The organism is Allobosea sp. Root670 (genome assembly GCF_001429415.1).
Classification (GTDB): Bacteria; Pseudomonadota; Alphaproteobacteria; order Rhizobiales; family Beijerinckiaceae; genus Allobosea; species Allobosea robiniae.
Genome location: NZ_LMJU01000015.1, coordinates 333,376 through 350,461 on the forward strand (window position 1 = coordinate 333,376; position 17,086 = coordinate 350,461).

Below are 17,086 nucleotides of genomic sequence, written 5' to 3' on the forward strand. Positions count from 1 at the left end.
AGTCGTCGAATGGACCGAGCATGCCGGCAATGCCGGCAAAGCGTATCGCCGTTCAGCCTGGTGGGTGCAGAGGAGGCGCTGGAGCCGTGCGACAGCGGTTCGGCCCGCTGCCCGCGAGGACGTGGCTGCGGGCAGGCTAGGGTCCGGCAAGGACTGTCGCGAACGCCTCACCGGAACGGGGGCGAGTATTGCAGGCCGCCCTCGGTCCAGAGCGCATTGGGGCCGCGCTGGAGCTTCATGGGCGAGCTCATGCCGAGATTGCGCTCGAAGCTTTCGCCGTAATTGCCGATCGCGGCCACGATCCGCACCGCCCAGTCATTGGTCACGCCGAGGCCTTCGCCGTATTGTCCGTCCTTGCCGAGGAAGCGACGGATTTCAGGATTGGTCGCGGTTTCCGCCAGCTCCCTGACGTTGGCCTTGGTCACGCCGAGCTCCTCGGCATTGATCAGCACGTACAAGGTCCAGCGAACGAGGTTGAACCAGGTATCGTCGCCGCTGCGCACCCAGGGACCGAGCGGCTCCTTCGAGATGACCTCGGGCAGCACGAGATGCTCGCTCGGATCGCGGAACTTGAGCAGATTGGCCGAAAGCGCCGATACGTCGGTCGTGTAGGCGTCGCAGCGCCCGGATTCATAGGCTTTCAGGGCATCCTCCGCCGTACCGAAGGCCGCAACCTCGTATTTCATCTTCGTCCGGCGGAAGTAGTCGGCGAGATTGAGTTCGCTCGTCGTGCCCTGCGCGACACAGATCGAGGCGCCGTCGAGCTTGCTCGCGCTGGTGACGCCGAGCTTCTTCGGCACCATGAAGCCCTGGCCGTCGTAATAGTTCACGCCGGTGAAAGTGACGCCCTGGCCGGTGTTGCGCGCCAATGTCCATGTCGTCGTGCGCGGCAGCACGTCGACCTCGCCGGCTTGCAGGGCGATCAGGCGGTCCTTCGAGGTCAGCGGCACGAAGGCAGCCTTCTCCGTGTCGTTGAAGATCGCGACCGCCAGCGCGCGGCAGATGTCGATATCGAAGCCCTGCCAGCGGCCATTGGCATCCTGGGTGGAGAAGCCGGCGACGCCGGTGCTGGTGCCGCAGATGATCTTGCCGCGGTCGCGGATGGTCTTGAGCGTGTCCGCGTTGGCAGGTGCCACGGCGAGACAGGCTGCCGCGAGGGCGCCCAGTCCGGTCAGAACCGTCTTCATGGTATGTCCCCTTCGTTTTTGTGGTTGAGAAGCTGTCTGCGGGCAAAATTCTCCCTTCACGGCGCGAGCCTCGCGCCGTGTCGTCATTGCGGCCTTACGTTTGCCGCCTGTCAGGCGGCCTTGTTCGCGGGCGCCCGCCCGAGCACCGACAGCAGGCGGCTCAGATCGGCCCAGAGCTCGTCCGGTTCCTCGAGGCCGATGCTGATGCGCAGCAATGGGCCTTTCGCGGTCCAGGCGGTCGCGCTCCGGTCCTGCGCGATCGCCTGCGGCGCGACGAGGCTGCGCGTGCCGCCCCAGGAGGCGCCAATGGCGAAGACGCGCAACGCGCTCAACGCCGCGCTCATGGCCTCGTCGTCGACGGGCTTCAGCACGAGGCTGAAGAGGCCGGAGGAACGCCCCATGTCGCGCTTCCAGTTGGCATGCCCCGGGCAGGAGGGCAGGGCCGGATGCAGCACGCGCTCGACCATGGGATGATCGACGAGCCGGCGGGCGAAATCCTCGGAGACCCTGCCCATATGGGCGACGCGCAGGCCCATGGTCTCGATGCCGCGCAGCGCGAGCTGGCATTCGTCCGGCGAGACCCCGATGCCGAAGCCGCGCAGGATCTCCTTCATCCTCTGGCGCAGCGCGATGTCCTTGACGGTGATGGAGCCGAGCAGGAGGTCGGAATGGCCGCCGACATATTTGGTCAGCGCCTCGCAGGCGAAATCGGCGCCGTGCACCAGCGGTTTGAAGATCAGCGGCGTCGCCCAGGTGTTGTCGCAGCCGACGAGGGCGCCCTTCGCCTTGGCGGCCGCCACGATGGCGGGCACGTCCTGCACCTCCATCGTATTGGAGCCGGGCGACTCGACCCAGACCAGCTTGACGGTTTCGTCGATGAGCTCGGCGATGCCCGCTCCGATCAAGGGATCGTAGAAGCCATGGGCGATGCCGCGCGGCGCCAGATACTCGGTGCAGAAGCTGCGGACCGGCGGATAGGCGTGATCGGGAATCAGCACCTTGTCGCCGGGCATCAGCACGGAGAGCATGACGGTGGTCACAGCCGCCTGCCCGGATGGCACGAGCACGGTGCGCACGCCGTCGTGCAGGGCCGTCAACTGCGCTTCCAGCGTACGGGTCGTCGGGGTGCCGTGCAGGCCATAGGTATAGCCGTCGAAGCCGCGATATTTACGGGCCATGAAGCTCGCGCCGTCCGGGTAGACGATGGTCGAGGCGCGGTGCGTCGGCACGGCAAGCGAGGCATAGCCCTCCTCGTCGACGGCCGGGTGATGAACGCAAAGTGTCTGGTCGTGCATGGTCGTATTCCCTTGTCGGGCTGATACTCAAAGCTTTGAAAACAGGCCGCAATCGGCCCCAGGGCATCGCATGATGCCGGGATGTTATGGGGTGGGGACGTCGTCCTGCAGGGCGCGCCGGGCGACCTCGTGCATCCAGTCAATCGCGGTGGGCAGGATGGCGTCGTTGAAGTCGTAGCGGGCGTTGTGAAGCTCGCCATCCGGTCCCGCCGGGCCGTTGCCGATCCAGACATAGGCGCCGAGCTTGTCCTTGATCAGGAAGGAGAAATCGTCGCCGGTGGTGCTGGGGCGAAGCTCGGTGCGGACCTTCGCGCCGATCGCCTCGCCGGCCGCGACCGCGAGCTTCACCTCAGCCGGGGTGTTGATGATCGACCTGCCGGTCGAGAGGATCTCGACATCGGCGCGCATGCCGTAGGCTTCGCAGGTGCCGGCGATCAGGCTTTCCATGCGCCTGATGACGGCCTCGCGCACCTCCTGCCGATAGGTGCGCAACGTGCCGACGAGCGTGACGCTCTCCGGGATCTGGTTGCTGACGACGCCGCCCTGGATCTGGCCGATCGAGAGCACGACGGCATCGCAGGGGTCGACATTGCGCGAGATGATGGTGTGAAGACCCATGATCAGATGCGCCGAGGCCAGGATCGGGTCCCGTGTCTGGTGCGGGATCGCGGCGTGGCCGGCGAGCCCGTGCAGCGTCACCTGCCAGCGCCCGCCCGCCGCCATCACCGGCCCGTCATGGACGGCGACGGTACCGGCCTCGAGGCCCGGCCAGTTATGGAAGGCGAAGACGCGCTCCATCGGGAAGCGCTCGAACAGCCCGTCGGCGATCATCGCCCTGGCGCCGGCGCCGTTCTCCTCCGCCGGCTGGAAGATGAACTGGATCGTGCCTTTCCAGTCGGGGTCGGCTGCGAGCATCGCGGCCGCGCCCAGCAGGGCGACCGCGTGGCCGTCATGGCCGCAGGCATGCATCGCGCCCGGATTCAGCGAGGCATAGGGCACGTCATTGCGCTCCGCGATCGGCAAGGCATCGATATCGCCACGCAGGCCGACCGACCGGTTGGAGCCCGGCCGTGACAGCGTCGCCACGATACCGGCGCCGCCGATGCCGGCCTCGAAGGGGATGCCCAATTCGCGCAGGCGGTCCTGGAGGAAGGCAGAGGTTTTCGTCTCCTGCTCCGAGAGCTCGGGATGAGCGTGGAGATGGCGGCGCCATTCGGTCAGCCGCGGAAGAAGTGTCGTATCCATGATCGATCCGTCTGCAGGAATCAGCGTTTCGCGGAGAGCAGCAGGTGCTCCTCCAGCCGCCTGACGAGCCAGGCGAGCACGAGGGCGATGGCGAGGAAGATCGCGCCGACGACGACCATCGGCTCGGTGTAGCGGAAGGTGTCGGAGGCGATGTCGAGGGCGGCGCCGAAGGCTTCGTAGACGGCGATGGCGGCGAGGTAGGGCGTCGATTTGAAGATGCCGATGAAGTAGTTGCCCATCGGGGCCGCGATATTGCGCAGCATCTGCGGCGCGATCACCAGGATGACGGTCTGCAACCGCTTCAGGCCGAGCGCGCGCGCCGCCTCGAACTGGCCCGGCTTCACGCCGTCGATGCCGGCCTTGAAGACCTCGGCGAGATAGCCGCTGTAATAGATGCTGATCGCGATGACGCCGATGGCCAGGGCCGGCAGCTTGATGCCGTAGGAGGGCAGCACGAAGTAGAAGAAGTAGAGCTGCACGAGCAGCGGCGTCGAGCGGATGAAGTCGATCAGGAAGCGCATCGCGTAGCGCATCACGCGGTTGCTGCGCCGCGCGATCTCCAGACCGAAGCCGAGCAGCGACGCCCCGATGCAGCTCAGCAGCGCGACCAGGATCGAGGTCCAGAGCGCGCCGGCGATCTTCGGCACGAGCGAGAGGGCAAAGCCCGCGTCAAACAGCATGGTCGAGCTTCCGTCCGGCGCCGACCTTGCGCTCGACCCAGCGGCCGATGATCGTCGCGGGGTAGCACAGGATGAAATAGGCCACGAGCAGCGCGAAATAGACCTTCGGCGGATCGTAGAAGAGCTGCGAGATCTCCTTGGCGCGGAAGGTCATGTCGGTCAGCGTCACCAGCGAGACCAGTGCCGTGCCCTTCACCAGCTGGATGAACTGGTTGATGAAGGTCGGCACCATCGCGAGCAGCGCCTGCGGCAGTTCGATCAGCATCAGGATCTGCCAGCCGCGCAGGCCGAGCGAGCGCCCGGCCTCGCTCTGGCCCTTGTCGACCGACTGCAGGGCGCCGCGCACGGCCTGGCTGCCATAGGCGCCGATATGCAGGCCGAGCACCATCGAGCCGACGGTGATCCCCGAGAGCCGCAGGCCGAAGGAGGGCAGCGTGTAATAGAAGCCGTAGAGCAGGATGACGACCGAGGTCGAACGCCAGAACTCGATCACCGTCGTGATCGCGCCATAGGCGAGGCCACGCCAGCTATGCTGGGCGATGCCGGCGGCGAAGGCGAAGGGCACGGCATAGAGCATGCCGAGCACCGTCACCGTCAGCGTGACGTTCAGCCCCTGGAAGATGCCCGAGAGGACTTCGAGAAAGCTCATGGCGCTGCCTGCGCCGCTCAGCCGTTGCCGGCGCAGATCTGCGCCGTGGTGACCTGGCCGGCATCCTCGTCGGCGGTGAAGTTGTATTTCTCCATGATCGGCTTGAGGCCGCCGCTGGCGCGCAGCTTGGCGAGTTCGGTATTGTAGGCGTCGCGAAGCTTGGCGCTGCCCTTCGGGAAGACCGTGCCGGTATAGAGCTTGGCCGGCTGGCCGTTCGGCTTGATCAGGCCCTTGAACGGCACGGCGCGCTCGATGCCCTCGACTTTCTGCTCGTCGATCACGCCGATCGCGCTGGGAACCGACAGGGTCGTGACATCGGCACGATCGGCGAGGATGGCGCTGACGGCGGCCTCGTTGTTCGGGAACAGCGAGATCTGCGATTCCGGCACGCCGGCGGCGATGGCATTCTTGGTATTCTCGGAGCCGCGGCCGCCGGCGAGACGCACCTTCGGGTTCTTGGCGATGTCCTCGTAGGAATGCAGCTTGAGCGGGTTGCCCTTCTTGACCAGCAGGCTGTCGCCCACCGCGACATCCGGCTCGCTGAACAGCACCTGTTCGCAGCGCGGCGGGGTGATCGCGACGCCGGACGCGATGATGTCGAAGCGGCCGGCGAGCAGGCCCGGGATCATCGCCCCGAAATCGGAGACGACGAACTCGAAATCCTTGACGCCGAGCGGCGCGAAGACCGCGCGGATCACGTCGGGATGGATGCCGACGACCTTGCTGTCCTTGTCGCGATAGGCCCAGGGCGTGCGGTTATGGATGCCGACGACGAGTTTCTTGCCAGCCCATTCGGAGGATTGGGCCTGTGCCTGCGAGGTGCCCGGTCCCGCGAAGCCGGAAAGCACCGTGAGCGCACCGGCGAGGAGGAGGGGAAGATGGCGGCGCGAGGTGGCGGTCATGGCGGTCTCCGGTCGGGAACGATGGGGCTGCGCAGTGGAGGATCTGGCTGAGGAAGAGCCTGGTGCGTTCATGCGGGGAGGCCGTGCCTCAGCGCACGCATCGTCGCCTGCAGGCCCGGCAGCCCGCTTCATGGTCGAATTCATCGTTGTCCCTCGCAATCGCGTCTCAGGCGCGTTTCCGGGAAAGGATAGCCGGGGAGGGCCGCCTTACAATTTGTGCCGAGGCATGGCTCGATGCCGGGATGTTATGATCTCAGCGCGCTTCCATGAGGCAGCCGATGAAGTCGCGCACGAGCTCGGATTTCGGCCGATCCGGCGGCAGGATCAGGAAGCTGCGGCTCTGCACGGGCGGTTCGAACGGCCGCAGCACGATCTGGCTCTGGTCATGGCCGGCGATGGCATAGGGGCTGACCAGCCCCACGCCCACCCCCTCCGTCACCAGCGCGCAGACGGTCGCGGCGTAGATCGTCTCGACCACGACGCGGGGCGGCGCGGCGCCGGCCTCGGACATGATCATGTCGAAGCGCTGCCGGGCGCGATCCTCCGGGACATAGGCGACGAAATCGACGCCGGAGAGATCATGTGGGCCGATCGTCTCGCGCTCGGCGAGGGGATGGCCGAGCGGGATGGCACAGAGCGCGCGCGGCTGGACGAAAGCCTGGTGGACGACCCCGGTCACGTCGATCTCATCGGCGGCGAGGCCGATATCGAAGATGCCGGCCGCCACGCCGTCCCGGACGTCGCGCGACGGCAACACCATCAGCGTGACGGTCGCGTCCGGCCGCAGCGTGCGGAAGCGCCGCACGGCGCCGGGGATGATCGAGGAGCTCAGCGCCGACAGCGTGGCGACGCGCAATTGCCCCGCCCCATAGTCGCGGATCCGGGCGGCGCTCGCACGCAGCCGGTCCATGCCGCGGAAATTGGCCTCGACCTCCGCAAAGAAGGTCCGTCCTTCCGGCGTCGGTACGACGCGATTGCGCACCCGGTCGAACAAGGCGAAGCCTAGCGATCGTTCGAGATCGGCGACCAGGCGACTGACGCCGGGCTGGGTGACGCCGAGAATCTCTGCCGCCCGCGAGACGGTTCCCGCTTTCATGACCGCGGCGAAGACTTCGATCTGACGGCTGTTCAATGTCGTCCTGCCCGGTCGATCCAGAGAAAGGCGACGCTAGCGCATTTCGTCTCGCGGGGCGCAGTCCTATTCGCTCGCGTCGCGCCGTGTCCGCCTCAGGGCAGGTGTTCCAATCCCCGATCGCTGCACCGGGCGTCCTCGACGATCGTTCGAAGATCATCTCTGTCCTTGCTCCAGCGCAAAGACGCTTCCGGCCGGGCCGCTACATCTCCCTCGACCAAAAGGGGGCACATCATGACTCTGTCCGAAGCAACGCGAAACAAAGCGATATTGGCCGTTCTGATTCTGGCCGGGGTCGCTGCGGCGATTGCCGGCGCCGCATTCGGCTCCGGCATCTTCCAGGCCATCCTGTTTTCGGTCTTCGCCCTGTCGGCGGTGATCTTGTCGACGTTCCTGATCGTCGCCCTGAACTAGGCATCCGCATGAAGAGGCCGCACCGTCCCGGCCGGCCGCATGAAACCGCGCCCGCCATGGCGGAGCGGGCGATCATGGTTTGGCAGCTTGCAGGGTTTCTCTCGCGCCGCGAGCGCCTGGAACGACGCCATCGGTTCGGCGGCGTGCTGGCGGAAGGGGTGGGATTCGAACCCACGGTGGGCTTGCACCCACGGCGGTTTTCAAGACCGCTGCCTTAAACCACTCGGCCACCCTTCCGTGCGGCCGTTCAATGCCGCCCGGTGAAAGGATTTGCAAGTGGAAGATGGGGGCGAACGATTCGAGGGATGATACCCTGGAAGGCCGGCGGATGCGGGCTGCCCGGCCCTCGGACCGCTCGGTTCCATGCGAGATCCGGACTGGCTCCCGAGCGTGTCCTGTCGGTCACGCTGCACAGAAAAATGGCGGCGGCGATCGCCTCGGGTTGACATGCGTCACTTTTCGAACGTTTCTGTGGCCGTCCGACGGCGCAGGGATGGCCTGTTCAGCGATCCGCTTTCCAGCGGATTTTAGCGGCTTAACGATCCCTTAATGGAATTGGCCGAAAACTCGGCTCCGCTGCCTATGGCGGCGAGCCGACAGAATGTTTTTGGCGCAGAAAGCGGAATTGGCGGAATGACTCGAGACGCTCGCTTTTCGGCCCGGGAGACCGCTTCCACGATGTCCGGACCGACGCCAGCGTTTTCTTCCATGCCGACCGTCGCCCGTGTGGGCTGTGTCATCCTCGCCGGCTTGTTCGCCGCAAACTGCGCCGGCAACCAGACGGCCGGGCGCCGCTCCAAGGAGATCGGCGCCTTTTCGCACGCGAAATACGGTACGGCCAGTCCGCGCGTGGTCGCCGAAGGCGAAGATGTGCCGAAGGGCGGCGGACGCCAGCTCGTCGGCAAGGCCTATTCGGTCGCCGGCAAGCGCTACACGCCCTTCCAGAAACCGGTGGGTTATTCGCAGATCGGTACCGCCTCCTGGTATGGTGAGGCGTTCCATGGCCGTCGCACCGCCAATGGCGAGGTCTATGACCGTTTCAGCGTCTCGGCCGCGCATCCGACCATGCCGCTGCCGGCCTATGCCCGCGTCACCAATCTGATGAACAATCGTTCGATCATCGTGCGCGTCAATGATCGCGGCCCCTTTCATGGCGGCCGGATGATGGACGTCTCCCAGAAGACCGCCGACGCGCTCGCTTTCCGCCATCTCGGCACGGCGCGGATCAAGATGGAATATCTGGGCCAGGCCTCGCTCGCCGGCTCCGACGACAAGCTTCTCCTGGCGACGCTGCGCACCGATGGCTCGCCCGCGCCGATCCCGGGCACCAGCGCACGGACGATGGTCGCGAGCGCCGATCCTGTGACTACCACGCGCACCCGCAGCGTCGATCTCGACGCGCAGCCGGCCGCCGAGCCCGAGCCGGCCCCTGCCGCCCTGCCGCCCGTCGTGCAGGCCTATGCTCCGCAGCAGCCGCGGACGATCACGCCCTCGACGCCGGTCGTCGCGACCCTGGCCTCGGCCGTCTCCACGCCGGTCGACGAAGCGCCTCTGCGCGCCGCGCCGCTGCCGCCCAGCCGGCCGTTCGATCTCGACACCATTGCCAACGCGGCAAGGCCCGTTGTGGTTCCGGCCGCCCTGCGCGCCACCTTGCCGCCGACGCGAGCCAGCGTGGCGAGCCTGTTCGCTGCGCCGGAGAAGGGCGCGGGCGAGCGCCTCGCCAAGACCCATCCGCTCAACAGGCTCGCGCCGCAGACCCTGCAGCCGCTCGCGCGGAACTGATCCCCAGCTTGACCTGATGGCGGGCGCTCTGCTTCACATCGAGGCATGAGCGCCTTTTGCCGTCAGTCAGGGATTGCCGCATCGCTCCGGATGGCCAGCCGGTTCGCTGCCGGCCTTGTTCTGGCCTTGGGACTGCTCTCGTCAGGCCCTGCCGCCTTGGCCCAGAACTTCCAGTCGCAGGCGCCCTTTGCCGTCCTGCTCGATTCGGATACCGGCGCGGTGCTCTACGAGAAGGCGGCCGACGAACTGATGGTGCCGGCGAGCATGGCCAAGCTCGCGACGGTGCTCGTCGCCTTCCAGGAGCTCAGCGCCGGCCGGCTCTCGCTCGACAGCGAGATCGGCATTTCCGAGAACGCCTGGCGCAAGGGCGGCGCTCCGTCCGGCGGCTCGGCGATGTTCGCCATCATCAACAGCCGGATCAAGCTCTCCGACATCCTGCAGGGCATCATCGTCCAGTCCGGCAACGATGCCTCGATCGCGCTCGCCGAAGCCATTGCCGGCGACGAGGCGACCTTCGCCCGGATCATGACCGAGCGGGTGAGGGGGCTCGGCCTGACGAAATCCGTCTTCCGCAATGCCACCGGCATGCCCGACCCGCAGCAGCGGGTGACGGCGCGCGAGCTCGCTTTGCTCGCCGACCACGTCATCAAGACCTATCCCGAGCTCTACAGGATCTTCGGCCAGCGCGAGTTCACCTGGAACAAGATCCGCCAGCAGAACCGCAACCCGCTGCTGGCGATGGATATCGGCGCGGATGGGCTGAAGACCGGCAATATCGATGAATCCGGTTTCGGCCTCGTCGGCTCCGCCGTGCAGAACGGCCAGCGATTGATCGTGGTGGTGAACGGCCTCAAGACGGGGCGCGACCGGGCCACGGAAGCGCGCAAGCTGCTCGAATGGGGGTTCCGCGCCTTCGAGCGGCGCGAGATCTTCGCCGCCGGCGAGACGGTGGGCGAGGCCAGCGTCTATGGCGGCGCTAAGGGCCGGGTCGCGCTTCGGAGCAAGGGTGCGGTCAGCCTGCTGCTGCCGCGGGGCGGCACGGAGCGGCTCGCGGCCCGGATCGTCTATCGCGGCCCGCTTGCCGTGCCCGTCCAGGAAGGGGCGGAGGTGGCGCGGCTCGTGGTGACACGCGGCGACATCAAGACGCTGGACATTCCGCTCTACGCGGCCGAGAGCGTGCAGGCCGGCACCTTGCAGAGCCGGGCGCTGGATGCGTTGTTCGAGGCCACGACCGGCTGGGTTCGCAAGGCGCTGAGCCGGAGCTGAGCAGGCCGTCATGGGCAAGGGACATTTCATCACGCTCGAAGGCGGGGAGGGCGCCGGCAAATCGACGCTGGCGCGCGCGCTGAGCGAACGCCTCGACGCCGCCGGCGTCACAGCACGGACGACGCGCGAGCCCGGTGGCTCGCCTAAGGCCGAGGCCATCCGCGAGATGATCCTGGCGGGGCAGGCGCGGGATTACGGTTCCTTCGCCGAGGCGCTGCTCTTCTCGGCCGCCCGGATCGACCATATCGACAGCCTGATCCGGCCGGCGCTGGACCGCGGCGAATGGGTGATCTGCGACCGCTTCATCGATTCGACGCGTGTCTATCAGGGCGTGCTCGGCAAGCTCGACAAGGCCGTGCTGGCCGAACTGGAGGCCGTGACGATCTCCGGCCTGATGCCGGAATTGACGCTGATCCTCGATCTCGATCCCGAGATCGGCCTCGCACGCGCCGCGAAACGCCGCCGTCCAGGCGAGGCGGTCGATCGCTTCGAGGGCGAGACGCTGGCCTTCCACCGCAATCTGCGCCAAGCCTATCTGGATATCGCGAGCGCCGAACCACAGCGCTGCGCCGTGCTCGATGCGACGCTGCCGCCCGAAGCGCTTGCCGAAGCTGCGTGGCATATCCTGCGCGAGCGCCTGCCTATCGACCCGGACACCTGATGCTAGCGACCAGCGACGAACCCGACCGGCTGCCGAGCGCGCCGCATCCACGCGAGACGCTTGGCCTGATCGGCCATGCAGCGCGTGAGCGCACCTTCCTCGACGCGCTCGCATCCGGCCGCATGCACCATGCCTGGCTGCTCGGTGGGCCGGAGGGCATCGGCAAGGCGAGCTTCGCCTATCGCGCCGCGCGTTTCCTGCTCGCGTCTGGCGATCCGCAGGCGAGGGCTGCCAGCAGTGCCGATCTCTCGATGCCCGAGCACGACCCGGTGACGCGGCGGGTGATGGCGCAGTCCCATCCCGACCTGCATGTGCTGCGCCGCATTCCGAAGCCGGATGGCAAGAGCTACACCAGCAACATTCCGGTCGATTCGATCCGACGCGTGATCGACCGCTTCGGGTCGAGCGCGGCCGAGGGAGGCTGGCGCGTCTGCATCGTCGACTCGGCCGAGGATATGGAGCGCTCTGCCGCCAACGCCCTGCTGAAGCTGCTCGAGGAGCCGCCGCCGCGGGCGCTGTTCCTGATCGTCGCTCATGCGCCCGGACGCATGCTGCCGACGATCCGTTCGCGCTGCCGTCTGCTGACCTTCGACCCGCTTGCGGAAGCCGATGTTGCGGAAGCCGGCCGGCTGGCGCTGGAACGCATGGAGATGCCCTTCGACAGTTCGGCGCTCCGCCGCGCCGCGAGCCTGTCCGAGGGCTCGGTGCGGCGCGCGCTGACCTATGTCGATCCCGAGACGCTGGCGCTGGTCGAGGCGGTGAGGGCGCGGCTCGATGCCCTGCCGCAGATCGACCTCACCGCCCTGATGGCGCTGGCCGAGGATGTCGCCGGCAAGGCGGGCGAGCGCGATTTCGCGGTGATGATCGAGACCATACAGGGCTGGATCTCGGACCATCTCCACGCGCATGCTGCGGCGCAACCGGCGCGCCTTGCACCGCTGGCGGAGGTATGGGAAAAGCTTGGCCAGCAGGCGCGCGAGGTCGAGACCTATAATCTCGACCGCCGTCCGCTCGTGATGACCCTGTTTCATGATCTGTCGTCTGCGGTGTCCCGCTCGCGCGCAGCGTGAAGCGAAGCTTTCGGACAGACGATGGCCACGGCCCCGAAATTCTATCTGACGACCGCGATCCATTACACCAATGGCCCGCCGCATATCGGCCACGCCTATGAGATGGTGGCGTCGGACGCGATCGCGCGCTTCAAGCGGCTCGACGGCTACGACGTCTTCGCCATGACCGGCACCGACGAGCACGGCCAGAAGGTGCAACGCACGGCGGCCCAGAACGGCCTCTCGCCGAAGGAATTCGTCGACAAGATCGCGGCGCGCTTCGAGGAGATGGAGCAGCGTCTCGGCTGTTCCTTCGATCGCTTCATCCGCACCACCGATGCCGACCATCTGCCCTCGACCCAGGAACTCTGGCGGCGGATGGAGGCCAATGGCGACATCTATCTCGCCAAATATGCCGGCTGGTACTCGGTGCGCGACGAGGCCTTCTACGGCGAGGAGGAGACCACCCTCCAGCCCGACGGCACGCGCCTGGGCGGGCAGGGCACTCCGGTCGAGTGGGTCGAGGAGGAGAGCTATTTCTTCCGCCTCAAGTCCTATCAGGATCGGCTCCTGAAGCTCTACGAGGACGTGCCGGACTTCATCTCGCCGGAGACGCGCAGGAACGAGGTCGTCTCCTTCGTGAAGGGCGGGCTCGAGGACCTCTCGATCAGCCGCACGACCTTCGACTGGGGCTTAGCCGTGCCGGGCGACCCGAAGCACGTCATGTATGTCTGGGTCGACGCGCTCAACAACTATGTCACCGGGACGGGCTTCCCCGATCCGGCGAGCCCGCGCGCGCATTACTGGCCGGCTGATGTCCATATCATCGGCAAGGACATCGTGCGCTTCCACGCGGTCTACTGGCCGGCTTTCCTGATGTCGGCGGGGCTGCCGCTGCCGAAGCGAGTCTTCGGCCACGGCTTCCTGCTGAACAAGGGCACGAAGATGTCGAAGTCGCTCGGCAACGTGGTCGATCCGTTCGCCCTCGCCGAGGCCTATGGCGTCGACCAGTTGCGCTATTTCTTCCTGCGCGAAGTGTCGTTCGGCCAGGACGGCAATTACAGCCACGACGCCATCGTCGGGCGGATCAATGCCGATCTTGCCAATGATCTCGGCAATCTGGCGCAGCGCTCGCTGTCGATGATCGCCAAGAACTGCGAGGGCAGGGTGCCGCCGCGCGGGACGCTGAACGAGGCCGACGAAGCCATGCTCGCCATGGCCGATGCGGCGCTCGCGAAGGCGCGCGAGGCGATGAAGGATTTCGCCCTTCACACCGTGCTGGCCGATCTCTGGGCCGTCGTTGCCGAGGCGAACCGCTATTTCGCCAATAACGAGCCCTGGCGCCTGACCAAGACCGACCCGGCCCGCCGTGACACGATCCTGTATGTCACGATCGAGGTGCTGCGCGAGGTCGCGATCCTGGTGCAGCCGGTGATGCCGGTGGCTGCAGGCAAGCTGCTCGACCTGTTGGGCGTCGCTCAGGAGGACCGCAGCTTCGCGGCGCTCGGCGCGGAGCACCGGCTCGTCAGCGGCGCGGCCCTGCCGGCGCCGAGCGCGATCTTCCCGCGCTATGTCGAGCCCGAGGACGGCCAGGCCGCGTGATGCTGATCGATACGCATTGCCACCTCGACTTCCCGGACTTCGCCGAGGAGCTGCCGGCCTATGTCGCGCGGGCCGAGGAAGCCGGCGTCGGCCGGATGGTGACGATCTCGACGCGGGTCGCGCGCTACGCTGATTACGCCGCGCTGGCGGAGCGCTTTCCGTCGGTGTGGTTTTCGGTCGGCACGCATCCGCATCAGGCGCATGAGGAGCTCGACGTCACGGCCGAGCGCCTCGTCGAACTGTCGCGCCATCCGCGCTGCGTCGCCATCGGCGAGGCCGGGCTCGACTACCACTACGATTCGAGTCCGCGCGACGCACAGGCTCAAGGGTTGCGCACGCATACCGCCGCGGCGCGGATCACGCAGCTGCCGCTCGTCATCCATTCCCGCGAGGCCGATGACGATATGATCGCGATCCTGCGGGAGGAAATGGGGAAGGGCGCCTTCCCTGCCATCCTGCACTGCTTCACGGCCGGCGAAGCGCTGGCGATGGCCGGCGTCGAGCTCGGATTGTACGTTTCGTTCTCCGGAATCCTGACCTTCAAGACCTCGGAGAACCTGCGCCGCATCGCCCGGATGGTCCCGCGCGAGCGCCTGCTGGTCGAGACGGATGCGCCCTATCTGGCGCCCGTGCCGTTCAGGGGCAAGCGCAACCAGCCGGCCTATGTCGTTGAAACAGCGAAGGTTCTTGGCGAAACGATCGGTGTGTCCTTCGACGAGATCGCCCGGATCACGACCGAGAACGCGCGGCGCTGCTACTGGAAGATGGACCACGCCGCGCCGGTCGCGCAGGTGGCTTGATCCGGCGCCATGACGCTCACCGTCACCATCCTCGGCTGCGGATCGTCAGGCGGCGTGCCGCGGCCGGGCTCCGGCTGGGGCGCCTGCGATCCCGCCGAGCCGAAGAACCGGCGCCGCCGCTGCTCGATCCTGGTCGAGCGCATCGGCCCTGACGGCACGACGCGGGTCCTGGTCGATACCTCGCCGGATCTGCGCGAGCAGCTGCTCTCGGCCGAGGTCCCGGCGCTGGACGGCGTGCTGATGACGCATGACCATGCCGACCATACCCACGGCATCGACGATCTGCGCGCGCTCGTCCTGCATATGCGCCAGCGCATCCGGATCCATGCCGACAAGACGACGCAAGCCTCGCTGCATTCGCGCTTCGGCTATCTCTTTGAGACGCCGCCCGGCAGCTATTATCCGCCGATCCTCGATCTCGACGAGATCAGCGCCGGCCGGCCGCAGACCATCGACGGCGCCGGCGGGCCGATCACGGCGCTGCCGTTCCGGGTCGAGCACGGGCCGAACTACGAGGCGCTGGGCTTCCGCTTCGGCGATCTCGCTTACCTGCCGGATGTCAATCTGATCCCGGCGGCGGCCATGGATGCGATGGCCGATCTCGACGTGCTGATCCTCGACTGCCTGCGCGAGACGCCGCATCCCAGTCATTTCCATCTGGCGCAGTCGCTCGAAGCGATCGCGCGATTGAAGCCGCGCCGCGCGATCCTGACCAACCTTCATGTCGATCTCGATTATGCCAGCCTGAGCAAGCGCGTGGACGGTATTGCAGAGGTGGCGTTCGACGGGATGACGATTTTGCTCCCAGCGTGAGCTGCCAGCGTTCCGGGCCGCGCTCCCATCAATATTAGTTCCATAATATACCTTATGCGAATCAGTGCTGGACGGATTTCGGCCCTCTTCCTTCGCTCCTGGGACTGACATCAGGACCGGCAGCCACGACGCTGCGGCTGCCGTTCTCTCTGTACCCGGCCATGCCTGACCTATCGACCGTCACGCCCTCTCAAGGCCTGTTCGGATCGAAATGCTTGGTCAGCTTGTGGCCGTAGCCGCCATAGTCGCGCTGGAGTGTTTCAGAGCCGGCGGCAAAGGCCGTGACCTGCTGCGGGAAGCGCGTCTCGAACATGAAGGCCAGCGTGCCCTCCAGCTTGTGCGGTTTCAGTTCGACATTGCTGGCCTTCTCGAAAGCATCCATGTCCGGCCCGTGCGGCAGCATGCTGTTATGCAGCGAGATGCCGCCGGGCACGAAGCCGCCGCCGGTCTTGGCGTCGTAGACGCCGTAGACCAACCCCATGAACTCGCTCATCACGTTCATATGGTACCAGGGCGGCCGGAAGGTGTTTTCGGCCACCAGCCAGCGATCCGAGAAGATGACGAAGTCGATATTGGCGGTGCCGGGCGTCTCCGACGGCGAAGTCAGCACCGTAAAGATCGACGGATCGGCATGGTCGTAGAGGACCGGCCCGACCGGCGAAAAGCGCCTGAGATCATACTTGTACGGGGCGTAGTTGCCATGCCAGGCGACGACGTCGAGCGGTGAATGTTCGATGTCGGCAGCCCAGAGATTGCCGCCCCATTTCACATACATTTTGGAGGGCGCATCGCGGTCCTCATAGGCGGCGACGGGGGTGAGGAAATCACGGGGATTGGCGAGGCAGTTGGCGCCGATCGGCCCGCGCTCCGGCAAGGTGAAGGCGCCGCCATAGTTCTCGCAGATATAGCCGCGAGCCGGCCCGCCCCGGAGTTCGACGCGGATCTTCACGCCGCGCGGGATCACCGCGATCTCGCCGGGCTCGATGTCGATGATGCCGAATTCGGTCCAGAGTCGTAGAGCGCCCTGTTGCGGCACGAACAGCATCTCGCCATCGGCATTGTAGAAATACGCGTCCACCATCGAGCGCGTGATCAGGTAGACATGCGCGCCCATGCCGCCCAGGCTGCCGGCGTCGCCGGCGGTCGTCATGCTGCGGATGCCCTCGATGAAGGAGATCGGCTCCGACGGGATCGGGATCGGGCTCCAGCGCAAGGGCGCGATCGGCATGTCGACCTCGCGGGCCGGCGCCGTGCGCCAGAAGCCGGCATCGACCTTCCGGAATTCGTTCCAATGCGCCACCGTCGGCCGGATGCGATAGAGCCAGGAACGCTCGTTGGTGGTGCGCGGTGCGGTGAAGGGCGAGCCGGAGAGCTGTTCGGCATAGAGCCCATAGGCGCATTTCTGCGGCGAGTTGCGCCCGAGCGGCAGGGCGCCCGGCAGCGACTCGGTCTCGAAGCCATTGCCGAAGCCGGACATGTAGCCCGCCTGGATCGCGCTCGGGGCCTTTGAGCCGCCGGCATGGGCCGGGTTCTGAACGGTCATGGGGTGCCCTCTCCTCGCGACGGCCTTCGCTTAAGATGGTTGCTTTGGTAACTGTCGATTTTGTAA

Annotated in this window: 16 protein-coding genes and 1 tRNA gene; 8 read left to right on the plus strand and 9 right to left on the minus strand. The window is 66.6% G+C overall.

What is annotated here, in order from left to right; all coding sequences use genetic code 11:
• Positions 1–167: 167 nt before the first annotated feature.
• The 7 genes from ASE61_RS14010 to ASE61_RS14040 all read right to left on the minus strand — a co-directional run bounded on the left by ASE61_RS14010 (position 168) and on the right by ASE61_RS14040 (position 7,090).
• Positions 168–1,187, minus strand: coding sequence for an amino acid ABC transporter substrate-binding protein (locus ASE61_RS14010; RefSeq protein ID WP_061967845.1), 1,020 nt, complete (start codon positions 1,185–1,187; stop codon positions 168–170).
• Positions 1,188–1,297: 110 nt separating this feature from the next.
• Complete coding sequence (locus ASE61_RS14015; protein ID WP_061967847.1) at positions 1,298–2,482, minus strand: trans-sulfuration enzyme family protein; 1,185 nt, start codon at positions 2,480–2,482, stop codon at positions 1,298–1,300.
• An 84-nt stretch (positions 2,483–2,566) separates the two neighbouring features.
• Positions 2,567–3,727, minus strand: a complete 1,161-nt coding sequence (locus ASE61_RS14020) for an amidohydrolase (RefSeq protein ID WP_061967849.1) — start codon at positions 3,725–3,727, stop codon at positions 2,567–2,569.
• A gap of 20 nt (positions 3,728–3,747) precedes the next feature.
• Entirely contained in the window at positions 3,748–4,407 is a 660-nt protein-coding gene (gene ehuD / locus ASE61_RS14025; protein WP_061967850.1) for an ectoine/hydroxyectoine ABC transporter permease subunit EhuD, read from the minus strand.
• Positions 4,397–5,056, minus strand: a complete 660-nt coding sequence (locus ASE61_RS14030; RefSeq protein ID WP_061967852.1) for an amino acid ABC transporter permease — start codon at positions 5,054–5,056, stop codon at positions 4,397–4,399. Before ASE61_RS14030 ends, ehuD begins: the two co-directional genes overlap by 11 nt.
• A 17-nt stretch (positions 5,057–5,073) precedes the next feature.
• Positions 5,074–5,958 (minus strand): ectoine/hydroxyectoine ABC transporter substrate-binding protein EhuB, encoded by an 885-nt coding sequence (gene ehuB, locus ASE61_RS14035; protein ID WP_061967854.1) that lies wholly within the window; start codon positions 5,956–5,958, stop codon positions 5,074–5,076.
• A 253-nt stretch (positions 5,959–6,211) separates the two neighbouring features.
• The gene (locus tag ASE61_RS14040) at positions 6,212–7,090 is read right to left on the minus strand and encodes a LysR substrate-binding domain-containing protein (protein ID WP_061967856.1); all 879 of its coding nucleotides are present in this window, start codon (positions 7,088–7,090) and stop codon (positions 6,212–6,214) included.
• Between the two features lie 234 nt (positions 7,091–7,324).
• On the opposite strand from ASE61_RS14040, the gene ASE61_RS26510 reads away from it, so the two are divergent.
• Positions 7,325–7,504, plus strand: coding sequence for a hypothetical protein (locus ASE61_RS26510; RefSeq protein WP_142115578.1), 180 nt, complete (start codon positions 7,325–7,327; stop codon positions 7,502–7,504).
• Between the two features lie 147 nt (positions 7,505–7,651).
• Here ASE61_RS26510 and ASE61_RS14045 read toward each other — a convergent pair.
• Positions 7,652–7,741, minus strand: a tRNA-Ser gene (locus ASE61_RS14045).
• A gap of 471 nt (positions 7,742–8,212) precedes the next feature.
• On the opposite strand from ASE61_RS14045, the gene ASE61_RS14050 reads away from it, so the two are divergent.
• The 7 genes from ASE61_RS14050 to ASE61_RS14080 all read left to right on the plus strand — a co-directional run bounded on the left by ASE61_RS14050 (position 8,213) and on the right by ASE61_RS14080 (position 15,477).
• On the plus strand, positions 8,213–9,286 hold the full coding sequence (locus ASE61_RS14050; RefSeq protein WP_061967857.1) for a septal ring lytic transglycosylase RlpA family protein: 1,074 nt from the start codon (positions 8,213–8,215) through the stop codon (positions 9,284–9,286).
• Positions 9,287–9,376: 90 nt separating this feature from the next.
• Complete coding sequence (locus ASE61_RS14055; protein ID WP_061967859.1) at positions 9,377–10,552, plus strand: D-alanyl-D-alanine carboxypeptidase family protein; 1,176 nt, start codon at positions 9,377–9,379, stop codon at positions 10,550–10,552.
• A gap of 10 nt (positions 10,553–10,562) precedes the next feature.
• Positions 10,563–11,213 carry a dTMP kinase gene (tmk, locus tag ASE61_RS14060; protein WP_061967861.1) on the plus strand — a complete coding sequence of 217 codons (651 nt, stop codon included), beginning with the start codon at positions 10,563–10,565 and terminating at the stop codon, positions 11,211–11,213.
• Complete coding sequence (locus ASE61_RS14065) at positions 11,213–12,283, plus strand: DNA polymerase III subunit delta' (RefSeq protein ID WP_061967863.1); 1,071 nt, start codon at positions 11,213–11,215, stop codon at positions 12,281–12,283. Before tmk ends, ASE61_RS14065 begins: the two co-directional genes overlap by 1 nt.
• 21 nt (positions 12,284–12,304) lie before the next feature.
• Positions 12,305–13,864: a methionine--tRNA ligase gene (metG, locus tag ASE61_RS14070; RefSeq protein ID WP_061967864.1), complete on the plus strand. Its 1,560-nt coding sequence runs from the start codon at positions 12,305–12,307 to the stop codon at positions 13,862–13,864.
• Positions 13,864–14,664 carry a TatD family hydrolase gene (locus ASE61_RS14075; protein WP_061967866.1) on the plus strand — a complete coding sequence of 267 codons (801 nt, stop codon included), beginning with the start codon at positions 13,864–13,866 and terminating at the stop codon, positions 14,662–14,664. Before metG ends, ASE61_RS14075 begins: the two co-directional genes overlap by 1 nt.
• A 9-nt stretch (positions 14,665–14,673) precedes the next feature.
• Positions 14,674–15,477, plus strand: coding sequence for an MBL fold metallo-hydrolase (locus tag ASE61_RS14080; RefSeq protein ID WP_061967868.1), 804 nt, complete (start codon positions 14,674–14,676; stop codon positions 15,475–15,477).
• A gap of 190 nt (positions 15,478–15,667) precedes the next feature.
• Here the strand turns inward: ASE61_RS14080 and hmgA are convergent, their stop codons facing one another.
• Positions 15,668–17,020: a homogentisate 1,2-dioxygenase gene (gene hmgA / locus ASE61_RS14085; protein ID WP_061967870.1), complete on the minus strand. Its 1,353-nt coding sequence runs from the start codon at positions 17,018–17,020 to the stop codon at positions 15,668–15,670.
• Positions 17,021–17,086 lie beyond the last annotated feature (66 nt).